The organism is Paraburkholderia caledonica (genome assembly GCF_000383275.1).
Taxonomy (GTDB): Bacteria; Pseudomonadota; Gammaproteobacteria; order Burkholderiales; family Burkholderiaceae; genus Paraburkholderia; species Paraburkholderia caledonica.
The window spans coordinates 40,712-54,325 of record NZ_KB911054.1; the positions used below are offsets into that span (position 1 = coordinate 40,712).

13 protein-coding genes and 1 pseudogene are annotated in these 13,614 nt (G+C 60.5%); 9 read left to right on the plus strand and 5 right to left on the minus strand.

The window, feature by feature from the left end:
* Positions 1-7: 7 nt before the first annotated feature.
* Positions 8-874, plus strand: coding sequence for a formate dehydrogenase accessory sulfurtransferase FdhD (gene fdhD, locus H281_RS0133085; RefSeq protein ID WP_020071415.1), 867 nt, complete (start codon positions 8-10; stop codon positions 872-874).
* Between the two features lie 4 nt (positions 875-878).
* Here the strand turns inward: fdhD and H281_RS0133090 are convergent, their stop codons facing one another.
* Together H281_RS0133090 and H281_RS0133095 are read right to left on the minus strand one after the other, a co-directional pair.
* Entirely contained in the window at positions 879-1,172 is a 294-nt protein-coding gene (locus H281_RS0133090) for a helix-turn-helix domain-containing protein (protein WP_020071416.1), read from the minus strand.
* Positions 1,173-1,302: 130 nt separating this feature from the next.
* Positions 1,303-2,730, minus strand: coding sequence for an aminotransferase-like domain-containing protein (locus H281_RS0133095; protein ID WP_020071417.1), 1,428 nt, complete (start codon positions 2,728-2,730; stop codon positions 1,303-1,305).
* A gap of 201 nt (positions 2,731-2,931) precedes the next feature.
* Here H281_RS0133095 and H281_RS0133100 point away from each other — a divergent pair, with 201 nt between their 5' ends.
* The 7 genes from H281_RS0133100 to moaD all read left to right on the plus strand — a co-directional run bounded on the left by H281_RS0133100 (position 2,932) and on the right by moaD (position 11,283).
* A complete protein-coding gene (locus H281_RS0133100) occupies positions 2,932-5,259 on the plus strand; it encodes an FdhF/YdeP family oxidoreductase (protein ID WP_020071418.1) in 2,328 nt (775 codons plus the stop codon).
* A 72-nt stretch (positions 5,260-5,331) separates the two neighbouring features.
* On the plus strand, positions 5,332-6,726 hold the full coding sequence (locus H281_RS0133105) for a cytochrome ubiquinol oxidase subunit I (protein WP_020071419.1): 1,395 nt from the start codon (positions 5,332-5,334) through the stop codon (positions 6,724-6,726).
* Positions 6,727-6,768: 42 nt separating this feature from the next.
* The gene (gene cydB / locus H281_RS0133110; protein WP_020071420.1) at positions 6,769-7,755 is read left to right on the plus strand and encodes a cytochrome d ubiquinol oxidase subunit II; all 987 of its coding nucleotides are present in this window, start codon (positions 6,769-6,771) and stop codon (positions 7,753-7,755) included.
* A 143-nt stretch (positions 7,756-7,898) separates the two neighbouring features.
* Positions 7,899-9,113: a molybdopterin molybdotransferase MoeA gene (locus tag H281_RS0133115; protein WP_020071421.1), complete on the plus strand. Its 1,215-nt coding sequence runs from the start codon at positions 7,899-7,901 to the stop codon at positions 9,111-9,113.
* Positions 9,114-9,302: 189 nt separating this feature from the next.
* Positions 9,303-10,406 carry a GTP 3',8-cyclase MoaA gene (moaA, locus tag H281_RS0133120; protein WP_020071422.1) on the plus strand — a complete coding sequence of 368 codons (1,104 nt, stop codon included), beginning with the start codon at positions 9,303-9,305 and terminating at the stop codon, positions 10,404-10,406.
* A gap of 42 nt (positions 10,407-10,448) precedes the next feature.
* Positions 10,449-11,006, plus strand: coding sequence for a molybdenum cofactor biosynthesis protein MoaE (locus H281_RS0133125; RefSeq protein ID WP_020071423.1), 558 nt, complete (start codon positions 10,449-10,451; stop codon positions 11,004-11,006).
* Between the two features lie 19 nt (positions 11,007-11,025).
* Positions 11,026-11,283, plus strand: a complete 258-nt coding sequence (gene moaD / locus H281_RS0133130) for a molybdopterin converting factor subunit 1 (protein WP_020071424.1) — start codon at positions 11,026-11,028, stop codon at positions 11,281-11,283.
* Positions 11,284-11,359: 76 nt separating this feature from the next.
* Here moaD and H281_RS37085 read toward each other — a convergent pair whose 3' ends face one another.
* Complete coding sequence (locus H281_RS37085; protein ID WP_020071425.1) at positions 11,360-11,518, minus strand: hypothetical protein; 159 nt, start codon at positions 11,516-11,518, stop codon at positions 11,360-11,362.
* 94 nt (positions 11,519-11,612) lie between these two features.
* Here H281_RS37085 and H281_RS37710 point away from each other — a divergent pair.
* Positions 11,613-11,823 (plus strand): annotated as a pseudogene (locus H281_RS37710) (IS630 family transposase); the annotation flags it as partial.
* 202 nt (positions 11,824-12,025) lie between these two features.
* Here the strand turns inward: H281_RS37710 and H281_RS0133140 are convergent.
* Together H281_RS0133140 and H281_RS0133145 are read right to left on the minus strand one after the other, a co-directional pair.
* Complete coding sequence (locus H281_RS0133140; protein WP_027805157.1) at positions 12,026-12,484, minus strand: phosphate-starvation-inducible protein PsiE; 459 nt, start codon at positions 12,482-12,484, stop codon at positions 12,026-12,028.
* Between the two features lie 94 nt (positions 12,485-12,578).
* Positions 12,579-13,496, minus strand: a complete 918-nt coding sequence (locus H281_RS0133145; protein WP_027805158.1) for a LysR family transcriptional regulator — start codon at positions 13,494-13,496, stop codon at positions 12,579-12,581.
* Positions 13,497-13,614: the final 118 nt, after the last annotated feature.

A 13,614-nucleotide genomic window follows, 5' to 3' on the forward strand; every position in this document is an offset into this window, starting at 1 on the left:
GGCTCTCATGAGGTCTTGTTCAGACGCCGACCAAAGCACCGGCAGCGTGGTTCGCAACGTCTTGCGTCACAAGCGTGGCCAGTCGACCGCGACACTGGACCACGTGGTGGAAGAACTGCCTGTCGCGCTGGTCTTCAACGGACTCTCCCATGCGGTGATGATGGCCACACCGATCGATCTGGAATGCTTCGCGCTCGGCTTTGCGCTAAGCGAGGGGATCGTTGACCGGCCTGGCGACGTATTCGACATCGAAACCTTCATTCGCGCGGACGAAGCCGAGGTCCAACTGACGGTGTCACAACAGGCCTTTATGGAGCTCAAAGACAAGCGTCGCGCGCTTGCGGGACGCTCGGGCTGCGGCGTTTGTGGAATAGAGAGCATCGAACTGCTCGATCTGCGTCCCGAACGCATTGTCCCGTCGGGCACCGTTGCACTCATCAGCAACGAAGCTATAGAGCGCGCGGCACGCGGGTTGCCGGCGCATCAGCGCCTGATGCATGAGACCGGCGGTATCCACGCGGCAGCATGGTGCAGCGCGAGCGGCGACGTCCTCCATGGTTTCGAGGACGTGGGACGCCACAATGCGCTCGATAAACTCATCGGCCTGCTCGCGCGAGAGCATATCGATACGTCTTCGGGATTCGTGTTCCTTTCGAGCCGCGCGAGTTACGAACTGGTCCGCAAGGTTGCGCGCATGCGGATTCATACGCTCGCGACGATCTCAGCACCCACGTCGCTCGCCATTTCGATCGCCCAGCAGGCTGGAATTCGTCTGCTGAGCTTCTGTCGCGGCGACGGCTTCGTCGAATACCTTGCTGACGACAGTGCAGCAAGAGACAACGATACGACATTGAACCGCCCGCAAACCGCGTGATCTTTCAAGCATGGTTGTCCGACATGGCGGATAGAGCCTCGCAAAGCTCGGAACCATTGCCCGTGAGCGAGACAAATTCGCGTCCATTGCTATCGGCAGACACTTCCACGAGATCCGCCGACTTCATATGCGTCAAGGTGCGGCGCAATGTGCTCATCGGCAGTGCCGCCTGCTTTGACAATCGCCCAATGCTGCAGGGCTTGTCGGCGCGCTCTGCAGCTGTTCTCCAAAGCTGTTCCAGCACGAGGATTGTCTCCACGTCGAACTCATCGCGGCTTTCAAGATCTGGCGGATTCATAGTTCACCCCCAACTTCTTTCGGTTCAAGCGGGCGATTCTAACGGCGTCACCGAGCTCTGTGCGCGGCTTCCTGTCTGTCGAGTAACTGTGCTTCACGCGACATGAGCGATCTGTGATCGTAGGCCAGGATCACCGGGCACACGCCGCCGCCAGCTTGCCGACAGTAATGAGCGCCTGCTCCAGTTCATTCGACCACGGGCTGCTGTAGTTCAGGCGGATATAGCTTTTGTAGTTTTCCGGTGAAATCGAGAACATGCATCCGGGGCCGATTGTGATGCCTCGTTCCAATGCCATCTGATAGAGCTTCATCGAATCGACCTTGGCGGGCAGTTCGACCCATAGCACATAGCCGCCCGCCGGACTCGATATACGCGTGCCGGCCGGGAAGAACCGCGTGACCATCGCCTTCATCAGATTAGCCTGCTGCGCGTAGCTCTTGCGAAGACGCCGCAAATGGTGTTCGTAGCCGTCGCGTTCGAGAAACTCAGCGATGGCCAGTTGAGGAATGAGCGAGGTCGTCAACGTGTTGAGAAACTTCAGCCTCTCGACCTCGTCGCGATAGCGTCCGGGCAGAGCCCAGCCGACCCGGTAGGCGGCGGTGAGGCTCTTAGAAAAGGACCCGCAGTGCAGCACCATCCCGCCTCTATCATACGATTTCAACGTGGTGGGATGCGCGTCCCCAAAATAGAGTTCGTTATATACGCCGTTTTCGATCACCGGAATCTGCGCGTCGGCGAGCAGTTCGACGAGTTCGCGCTTGCGCTCGTCCGGCATCTGAAAGCCCAGCGGATTCTGAAAGTTCGGCATCACCATGCACGCGGCAATCGACTCCGATTTGATGATTTTGGCGAGCGCATCGATTTCCATGCCGTATTCCGGATGCGTCGCCACTTCGATGGCTCGCATGCCCGAACGCTCGATTGCGTGCAGATGAGCATAGAACGTCGGCGATTCGACGGCAATCACGTCACCCGCTTTCGCAACCGCCTGCAGGCACAGGTTAATTGCTTCCGTGGCGCCCACGGTGACGATAATTTCATTGGGATCCACCGATGTTCCGTTTTCCAGGTAGCGCCGTGCGATCTGCCGCACGAGTTCCGGCCGCCCTGGCGGCAACGCGTTCGTCACGCCCCAAAGGGCCTTGTTGCGCCCTATTGCCGACGCATAGCGGTTGAGCTTTTCATAAGGGAAGAACTGTGGATCGGGGTAAGGCGAGCCGAGGGGCACCGCCTCGTCCGCGCTAATCGAGCGCAACGTCGAGAGCACGAGACGGCTTATATCGACTGTGGTCGAGACCGCGATTGGCCGGCTGGGCCGTAATTCGTCCGCATGTCGATTGCCCTGGGCCATGCGCAGGCTGACAAAATAGCCGGACTGCGGGCGGCTTTCCAGCACGCCACGGCTTTCCAGCAACAGATAGGCTCGAATGACGGTTGTGATACTGATCCGGTGTTGCTGACTCGCCTGCCTGACCGAGGGAACACGGTCGCCGGGCCGATAGACACCGTTGCGGACCACTGTTTCGATGTCGTCCGCAAGCTTTTCGTAGAGTGTCAAGTTCTCCTCCCAAATGTCCGAGCCGCACAGCGATTCCAATCAACTGTACTGCGGGTAGCGAAACTGTACTCTAAGCGGGATGCGAATTCTGTGTGTCATTGCGACACTCCATAGCTTTTACTCTTGCGCATAACCAAGCACAGCGCCACACCGTCCGAGAGTAGACCGGCCGGGCGCGCAACGTCTACGGAGCCAAGGGTCATGGACAAATTAAAGCCGAAGGGAAAAATCGAGGCGTATCACCACCCGGCCGCGGGCTGGGGCGCCTTGAAATACGTCGCCATCAACCTCGTCAAGGAGCGCGTCTCGGGCGGCAACTATCGAGCGCTGTTCAAGCAGAACCAGCCGGACGGTTTCGATTGTCCGGGGTGCGCGTGGCCGGATCGCGAGCACGCTTCGACATTCGAGTTCTGCGAAAACGGCGTGAAAGCCGTCGCTGCCGAAGCCACCACGAAACGCGTGACGCCGGCCTTCTTCGAGGCGAATACCGTCGAGTCGCTGATGAAGCAGACCGACTACGAACTCGAACAGCACGGCCGCCTGACCGAACCGATGGTTTACGACGCGGTGACCGACCGCTACAAGCCGATCGCCTGGAAAGACGCCTTCACGCTCGTCGCGAAGCATCTCAACCAGCTTGATTCACCCGACGAGGCCGCGTTCTACACCTCCGGGCGCGCAAGCAACGAGGCGGCGTTCCTCTACCAGCTGTTCGTGCGCATGTACGGCACCAACAACTTCCCCGACTGCTCGAACATGTGCCACGAAGCGACGAGCCGCGGCCTGCCGGCCACCGTGGGCATCGGCAAAGGCACGGTGACGCTGGAGGATTTCGAGCTTGCGGACACGATCATCATCTTCGGGCAGAACCCGGCGACCAACCACCCGCGTATGCTGGGCGAACTGCGCGAGGCGTCGCGCCGTGGCGCCACGATCGTCTCGGTGAATCCGCTGCGCGAACGCGGGCTCGAACGTTTCACCAGCCCGCAGCATCCGGTCGAAATGATTACCTTCAGCAGCACGAAAATCGCGTCGACCTTCATTCAGCCGAAGCTGGGCGGCGATTTCGCGCTCATCAAAGGTGTCGCCAAGCATCTCATCGAACTCGACGACGAGGCGCTCGAAAACGGCACGGAACGCCTGCTCGATCTCGACTTCATAAACCAGCACACGCTCGGCTTTAGCGCTTTCGCCGATGACTTGCGCAATGAAAGCTGGGGTCTGCTGGAAACGGAGTCCGGCGTGGCGCGCGAGGACATTGAAGGGCTCGCGCGCATCTATGCGAACAGCAAGCGCGTGATCGCCACGTGGGGCATGGGCATCACCCAGCACAAGCACTCGGTTCAAACCGTGCACATGCTCTGCAATCTGCTGTTGATGCGTGGCAACATCGGGCGCGAGGGCGCAGGACTGTGTCCCGTGCGCGGCCACTCGAACGTGCAGGGGAACCGCACCGTGGGAATCGAGGAGCAGCCCTCGCAGGCGTTTCTGGATCGGCTTGGCAAGGTGTTCGACTTCGACCCGCCGCGCGAACACGGCCTCGATGTCGTCGAAACGGTGCACCATATGATCGAGGGGAAAGTGAAGGTGTTCATGGGCCTAGGCGGCAACTTCGCGATGGCCACGCCCGACACGTTGCGCACCTTCGACGCACTACGCTCGTGCAAGCTGACTTTGCACATCACCACCAAGCTCAACCGCAGCCACCTCGTGCACGGTCAGGAAGCGCTGATTCTGCCGACGCTCGGCCGCACTGAGATAGATGTGCAGAACGGCGTCGCGCAGGGCATCACGGTCGAAGATTCGATGAGCATGGTCCACATCTCGTACGGCATGAGCAAGCCAGCCTCGCCGAACCTGATGTCGGAAACGGCTATCGTGGCAAACATCGCGCACGCCACACTTAGCGACGACAAGGTCGACTGGCTTGCCTATGCAAGCGACTACGCGAAAATCCGCGACGCCATCGAACAGACGATCGAGGGTTTCGACGACTATAACGAACGCATCAAACACCCCGGCGGCTTTCACTTGCGCGTCGCCTCACGCGAACGCGACTGGCAGACCAGCACCGGCAAAGCTAACTTCATCGTGCACGCGGTGCAGCAGGACACGCCGATCGTGCGCGCCAAAGCGCTGCATGGCGAGCGCCTGATGACGCTCATGACCACCCGGTCCCACGACCAATACAACACCACCATCTACGCGCTCGACGACCGCTATCGCGGTGTGTTCGGCCAACGCCGCGTGGTGTTCATCAATCCCGCCGACATTGCCATGCTCGGCTTCAAGGACGGCGACTGGGTCGACATGACCACGGTGTGGGATGACAAAATCGAGCGTCGCGCGGATCACTTCCGGCTTGTCGAGTACGACATTCCGCGCGGCTGCATCGGCGCGTACTACCCGGAAACGAACCCGCTCGTGCCGCTCTCGAGCGTGGGCGACGTCTGCAATACGCCGACATCCAAGTCGATTCCGGTGCTGTTGCACCGGTCTTGCGAGCCGCTGGTGCTGCCCGTCTTCTGATTATTCGCCGACGAGCCGGAACGCGCCCTTTGCGGCGCCCGACCTGTTTTCAAACTCTGCCTGGTGATTACCATGTCTGTCGAAGCCTTGAATCTGGCGCGCGGTCAATTTGCCATGACCGCGATTTTCCACATACTCTGGCCGATCCTCACGATCAGCCTGTCCGCTTTTCTTCTCGTCGTCGAAACGCTCTGGGTCAAGACCAGCGACGTGGTCTGGTACCGCCACGCCCGCTTCTGGAGCAAGCTGCTCATCCTCAACTTCGCTGTCGGCGTGGTAAGCGGAATTCCAATGGAGTTCCAGTTTGGCACGAACTGGGGTCCGTTCTCGCAGTACACCGGCCAGTTCTTCGGCAACATTCTCGGCTTTGAAGGCGCGATGGCCTTCATGCTCGAGGCCGGCTTCGTGGGTATCATGATGCTCGGCTGGGACCGCGTGCCGAAGGGCGTGCACCTATTCGCCACCGGCATGGTCGCGCTGGGTTCGTCCATCTCGGCGTTCTGGATCATGGTCGCCAACTCGTGGCTGCAAACCCCGACCGGCGTCGCGCTGGTGGATGGCAAGCTCATTGTGACCGACTACGTCAAGGCCATCTTCAATCCGGACATGGCGTGGGGCGTCTCGCACATGTGGTTCGCCGCGCTCGAAACGGGTCTTGTGGTGATTGCCGGCATCTCGGCGTACTACCTGCTCAAGCGCCGTCATCCCGAATTCTTCGTGCGCTCGTTCAAGCTCGCATTGCTGATCCTCGCTTTCGTCGCCCCAGTGCAGATCTGGCTCGGCGACTCGAGTGGCGTGGATGTGTTCGAGACCCAGCCGGCCAAAGGCGCCGCAATCGAAGGTCATTGGCAAACCAACGCTCCGGGCACGGGCGCAAGCTGGTCGCTTCTTGCTTGGCCCAATGCTGCAAAGCAGGACAACGACTGGTCGCTTGAAGTACCGGGCATGTTGAGCATCCTCGGCACTCACAGCCTGCACGGAAAAGTGACCGGCATGCGCGACATTCCCGTTGCCGATCAGCCGCCCATGCTGCCGTTGCTCTATTACGCGTTCCGTGTGATGGCCGGCGTCGGGTTCCTGTTCATGCTGCTCGCCTTCTGGACCCTGTACGCATTGCGCAAGGCGCGTGGCCGGGTCGACGCATTGCTCGCTCAACGCAAGCTGCTGCTCGCATGGGTGCTGGCGATCCCGCTGCCATACATCGCCGTGGAATGCGGCTGGATCGTGCGCGAAGTGGGACGCCAGCCGTGGGTCGTGTATGGCCTGCTGCGCACCGACCACGCCGCATCGTCGATTCCGGCCGGCGCAATTGCGGGCAGCATGATCATGTTCCTGACGTTCTTCGTGGTCCTGATCGCGTCGTTCTTCGTATTTGCGCGTCGCTGGCTGCGCCGTGGTCCCGATCTTTCTCTGATGCCGCCGGTCGAACCAGCGCGCCACCCGGCTTCGCACGCCGTCGACTATTGAGCGCCGCCCATCCGGATCTGTATTTACTTCAAGGAACCAGAAATGACTCCCGCCTCAACTCAGGACCTGTTGAACCATGCGTGGTTCGGGCTCATCGGCCTGATGCTCTTGCTGTACGTCGTCACCGACGGCTTCGATCTCGGCGTCGGCATTCTCACGTTACTGCGCTCCCGCGAAGCCGACCGTGATCTGATGATCCAGTCCATCGGCCATGTGTGGGACGCGAACGAGACGTGGCTCGTCGCGCTCGGCGGCGCGCTGTTCGGCGCGTTTCCGCAGGCCTACGCGATGATCCTGTCGGATCTCTACGTACCCGTTATGGTGCTGATCGCAAGTTTCATCATGCGTGGCGCCGCCATCGAGTTTCGTCATGCCGCGCACACCAGCAAGACGGCGTGGGATCGTGTGTTCGGCCTCGGCAGCCTGCTTGCCGCCGTCTCGCAGGGCATCGTGCTCGGCAAGCTTCTCACCGGCTTCGTGCCCGGTCTCGCGAATACCGGCTTCGTGGCCATCACGGCCGTCGGCGTAGTGTCCGGTTACTGCCTGCTCGGCGCAACGTGGCTCGTGAAGAAGACCACCGGTTCGATGGAAAGCTCGTCACGCCGTCAAGCCATCATCGCCGTCTTTACCACCGTTATCGCGGCGCTCATCGTGTCGTTCGGCACGCTAAAACAGAGCCCGGTCGGCATCACGCGCTGGCAGGAACACGGCGTGTTCCATCTGTTGATTGCACTCGCCGTACTCGCTGCGCTCGCCTTCGTCTATGTGCTCTATTCGGTTCACATGCGCGGCGAACATGGCCCGTTCTTCGGCGCGACGCTGCTGTTCATGTTTTCGTTCGCCGGGCTGGCGATCAGCTTGTTCCCGTATATCGTGCCCGGCCAGCTGACCGTTGCGGAGGCCGCATCGGACAGTGCGACGCTCACATTCATGCTGTTCGGGATCGGCATCGTGTTCCCAATCATGGTCGGCTATAACCTTTATCAGTATCACCTCTTCCGCGGAAAAGTCGTGGCGATCAAGCACTGACACCTTCGCCGCTGTTCCGGGAGCGCTCATGGCATTGCGCGTCCACGACCGCAAGCAATGCCGTTTTCAGCGGTATAGTTGTTGCCAGAGAAGAGAAGCGCGCAAAGCAATCTCTCGGGCGACTCTAGAGGCCACTTCACGACATGACCGAATCAATCAGCTTCGAAGAAGCCCAGCAGCGCTTCATTCAAACCTTCGACTCGGTCGGCGCACCCGTGCGCGTTCCGCTCGACGGTGCAGTCGGCCGCGTGCTGGCCACGACCATTCACGCGACATTCGATCAGCCGCCCGCCGATCAGAGCGCCATGGACGGTTACGCGATTCGCCACGCCGATGCGGTTCCCGGAGTCGCGCTACGCATCCAGCAGCGCTGCTACGCTGGGGACGAACCGTTGCCGCTCGAACCCGGCTGTGCAACCCGTATCTTCACGGGCAGCGTGATTCCATGCGACGCGGATACCATCGTGATCCAGGAACACGCACGCGAGAGCGGCGAATGCGTGAGGTTCGAAGCGCTGGTCCGACCGGGTACGCACATACGTAGAAAAGGCGAAGAGTTGCGCACGGGCGAAAAGCTGGTGAATGCCGGCACGCGTCTTCAGGCGGCCCATATCGGGTTGATCGCTTCACAAGGGATTGCCATGGTCGACGTTCGTCACATGCTGAAAGTCGGCATCCTGACGACCGGCGACGAACTCGCTCCGATCGGCGCACGTCGCGGCGCAACGCAAATCTATAACAGCAACGGACCGATGCTGGCCGCGCTCGTATCGGGCTTGGGCGCGTCCGTCAGTCGTGTGGTGCATGCAATAGACAACCAAGGGGCACTCACGCAACTTTTGAGCGAACTGCGTGACGAATGCGACCTGATTTTGACGACCGGCGGCGCGTCAGTCGGAGAGCGCGATCTGGTGCGCCCCGCATTCGCTTCGCTCGGCGCATCGTTCGCGGTCAGCGGCGTGAGCATGAAGCCGGGCAAGCCCATTGCGCTTGCGCGTTACGGCACCGTGCCCGCCGTGCTGCTGCCGGGCAATCCCGGCGCGGTGTTCACCACGTTCGCGCTCCTCGTGACGCCATTGATCCGGCGCCTGCAGGGGCGAACCGAATGTCTGCCGCCCGCGATGCGTTTGCCGATCGATTTCGACGCCGGAACGGACGAGACGCGCGAGCGCTTCCTGCGGGTTCGCCTCGATACGTTGTCCGAGCGCGGGCCCGTGCTGCGAGTCGCCGGCGAACAGGGCGCGGGCAATCTGCTGACGCTCGGCGACACGAACGGGCTGGCCCAGCTCGCGCGCGGCCAGTCCCTCGCCCGATACGGTAGCGTGCCGTATTACGACTTTAGCCACTGGCTAGCCTGAAGGCGCGGTCCGGCGAGGCGATTTCGCGCAACTGTACTCGCACGTTCAGGCGCGGACTGTGCATCTGGCGCGTTCGTGCTCCGCCCTATCCTATGCACGTACCCGCGGCATTGCCCAGTCTGCGGTGCGTAGACCGAGGGAAAGCCGAGGTCTTTACTTTTTCCGCTCGCTGCCGCTCATTCGCAGATCATGAACGCCACCGCTCTAGCCGACACCTCCGACCCAGTACTGCCCGGGCACGCCCTCGCGGGCGCCGCCGCATCCGTCACGGACCGGCTCGACCGGCCGCTGCGCGATCTGCGCCTATCCGTGATCGATCAATGCAATTTCCGCTGTACGTATTGCATGCCACGCGAAGTCTTTGGCGCCCACTACCAGTTCCTGCGCGCATCGGAGCGGCTGTCGTTCGCTCAGATGATGAAAATCGTCCGGGCGTTCGTCGCGCTCGGCGTCGAAAAGATCCGTATCACGGGCGGCGAGCCGCTACTGCGACGTGGCCTCGAATCGTTCATTGAGCGGCTTGCGTCGCTGACGAGTCTGAGGGGTCAACCGCTCGACATTGCATTGACGACGAACGGTTCCCTGCTTGCCACTCGTGCGCGCGCATTGCGCGACGCCGGTCTCCGCCGCGTCACGGTGAGCCTGGACGCGCTGGACCAATCGATCTTCCGTCGCATGAGCGATGCCGACATTGCCGTGACGCGCATCCTCGACGGTATTGAGCATGCAAGTGCGGTGGGCCTTGCGCCCGTCAAGGTGAATGCTGTTATTGAACGCGGCGTCAATGACTGTCAGATTCTCCCCCTCGTCCGCCATTTCAGAGAGACCGAAGTCGCCGTGCGTTTCATCGAGTACATGGACGTTGGCGGCGCAACCGGCTGGTCGAAGTCGACGGTGCTCACAGCGCGCGAGATGCGTGCGATCGTCGAAAGCGAATACCCTCTGGTCGCGACGGATAGCGACAATGGCGCGGCCACGTCGGTCACCTACCGCCATGCTGACGGCAAGGGCGAAGTCGGGTTCATCGCCAGCATCTCCGAGCCGTTTTGTGGCGAATGCTCGCGTGCGCGCGTCTCTGCGGACGGACAGCTATATACCTGTCTCTTTGCCACCCAGGGCACTGATCTCAAACCGTGGCTAGGCGATGTCGTGCCGACAGCGCGCCTGATTGACGCGATCCATACACGCTGGAACACGCGCGACGACCGATACTCTGAACTGCATGCGGAGCGCCGTCGAACAGGAACAGGAAAAAGCTATCCTACAGTGCGCATGTCACTGGTCGGCGGCTGACCTGCTTTTACCTCTTACCACGAACTCATCAAAGAGCAGGACATGACGACACCGCATTCGGTCCACAGCGTAAATCTCGACGTTGAAACAGCTTTTGGCACGGAGGGCAGCGCATCGGAGTCATCGCCCGGGGGCTGCATCGCCGCGGGCTTCGAAGTTCGAGTACAGCAGTCTGCGATCGATGCCTTCGACGAAATCACGCCCATCATGCGCAATCCGAGAGTCGGCGCGATCGTCAATTTCGTCGGCATTGTGCGCAATAGCGGTGACGGCGACGACATCGTTGCACTGCAACTCGAACATTACCCGGGCATGACCGAGCAATCGCTCTGGAGCATCGTAGAAGAGGCTTCCGCTCGCTGGGTGCTTGACGCGGTGAAGATCGTGCATCGGGTCGGCCGCGTTGCACTCGGTCATCCGGTGGTCCTCGTTGCAGTGGCCGCACCGCATCGCGCGGCTGCCTTCGACGCGTGCGAATTCATCATGGATTTCCTTAAGACGCACGCGCCATTCTGGAAAAAAGAAATCCGGCGCGACGGCGTGGCTACGTGGGTGGAAGCGAAATCACGCGACCAGCAAGCCATGCTCCGTTGGGGCTGAGGCAAGAGGGAACAGGCACATGAAACTCACCATCAAATATTTCGCGAGCGTTCGCGAGCAGCTCGACGTTGCGCAGGAAACTATCGAAATAGACGCGCAGCACATCACCATTGACGGCTTACGCAAACGGCTTGTTGCGAGTGGCCCACGTGTCGCCGAGGCGCTTCGTGAAGACAAGCCAGTACGAGTGGCGGTCAATCAGGAAATGGTCACGAGCAGCTTCGTCATTCGCCAGGACAGCGAAATCGCATTTTTTCCGCCGGTGACCGGCGGTTAACACGTATGAGGCGCGTCGGCGATGCGCCTCCCATGGCGACGGGTTAGATGGACCGTGTTGGGCGCGACCCGGTGGGCTACGAAGCAGCGGCGCCGGTGTGGCGGCTCTCGATGACAGCGTTGGCGCGCTGTGAGATGCGTGCCGTGGCATCCATGATCGATCCGACGAGCCGGTCGAGATTGACGAACTCGAGGCGCTGAGTCCGTACGATCACCGAGCGAGCCGACTGTTTCACCCGCGTCGCCGTAAAAAGCAGCGAGGCCAGCGCGGAAACGCCACTTCGAGTTCGTCCTACGAGAGATAAAAGCCCGGCCGCCGGATCTTCAGCAGCCGACGGCTCGACGCACTGGAGCAGCCACAAGTTGGCCACGCAACCGGGCGTGCCCTTCTTGCCGGTACAACGTATGTGGCGCAAGCACGACGTTCGGTCATATCGTCTCGATTCCACATGGTGTCGAACTATTCCGGTTTTGGGCCAAAGCTGCCAATGCGATCGGCCTGTACCTGAACCCGCCGTCGCACCTGGCGATGGCACATTGTTGCGCGCCGGGAAGCTACAACTGTAAATATCATACAACGGTGAAATGGCGTTGGTCGCAATTTCACCGCCGCTATCGCGCCGACTGGCAGCATGCGGATGAGTTCGATCGCCTTCGCGCGCTGGCGAAGCGGAGAACCGCAAAGTTCGCCCTAGTGACGGGATCCCCGATGTGTCGAATTCGGGAGTGTCCACATCGGCGATCTATGATGACGGGCGGGAGTCAGAGACTTCATCGCGTCCCTCATCGTCGCGTGCGGGATATCGGTGTTGACCAAACCGTAGGACAACGGCGCTGATGGCCAACACAGCTATGCCGACCGTAATAATAAGGATATGCTGGTCCGCGCTACCGTCCCGGTTCAAGATGAGGTCTCGGGCCAGCGACGCCATGGCGATATAGAGCGGAAATCGAACCGGCAACTGCCCAAGACGTAGGTACCGCGCGTCCATTGCTAGGACTTCGAGATATAAGAACATCAGCAGTAGGTCCGTGAGCGAGACGGTGCCGGCCCTCAGGACTTTCCAGGTCTCCTGAGCCATGGCAAACGCGGTGGCGAGGCCGATTAGGATCAGCACCGTCAACTCGACTACATTTATCAGATGGTCGAATCTTCGTCGGATGCTTTCGGTCAGATTCTCCTTATCGCGGTATTCTTTCATCGATATCCCGAACATGATTGGAATTCAACGCCGCAACGCGACAGCTTCAGAAGTTTTGAAAGCTCATTGACGACTGGCGCTTCCTGGCAGTCATCTAGTTTGCGGCGATCGCCGTCGATCCTTTCCAGAGTCTTGGGACGCAAGTCTTCCGCAACGTCACGACCGCGCGCACCGGCGGCGGCACCAGACGTTGTGGTTGGATCGGGAGGTTCAGCTCGAAAGACGGTGCCTCGTATTGAGGCAGGATCCGGACGAGCCGTCCGTCTGCAAGCGCATCGACGCAAGCCGGAACATCGAGCGCGCCGATGCCGACGCCGGAGAAAATGATTTCGTACCCTGGCCGCCAATGACTGGCCCTGAGGGCTGTGTTAATCGAGGCGCTCTTCACGACGCTCGCGTCTTGCCGGAAAAGCACCTGCGCTGTACTGAACGCGCCCTGCGTCCGAATATAAGAATGCCCCAGGTCTGCTGGCTCTAGAAACGATTCGTGCTGACCGAGGTAGCTCGGTGCCGCAACAAGCGTACGCCCAATCCGCCCTAATCGACGGGCTATGAACGCAACCTCTCCAAGCGATCCAACACGAAACGAAATGTCCCCGCCCTCCGTCACGAGATAGACGATCCTGTCGTTGAGCACCAGTTCCAGTTCCAGATGCCGATAGGCCGCACGAATATGCGCCAACGTCTTAGAGACGACAGACTCGCCGAAGCAAGGAGGCGCCACGATCCGAATCGCCCCCTTGATTGCTTGCTCGTCACTCGACATTTTAGCCACCGCCTGTTCTACTGCGGAAAGAATCCTCTTGCTACGCTCGTAGAAGGCAATACCGTCAGGCGAGCAATAGAATGCGAGGGCACTGCGAAGCAGAAGCCGACAACCGAGATATTTCTCGAACCGCTCGATACATTCGCTCGCGATCGGGTGTCCGATGCCGAGATCTCTTGCCGCGCTGGCAATACTCCCACGTTCGACGACCCTGACGTATATGCTCATGGCTTCTGGCAGGTTCACCCTATTCGCCCCCCTTCGCTTCGGTACAGTGATTAGCCGTCCGGCGCACGGGCTGCCGATGTTTTACGCCGGTTAAATCCTTCCAATTCGCCTCTTTCATTCTCTGGCCTCAACCGTT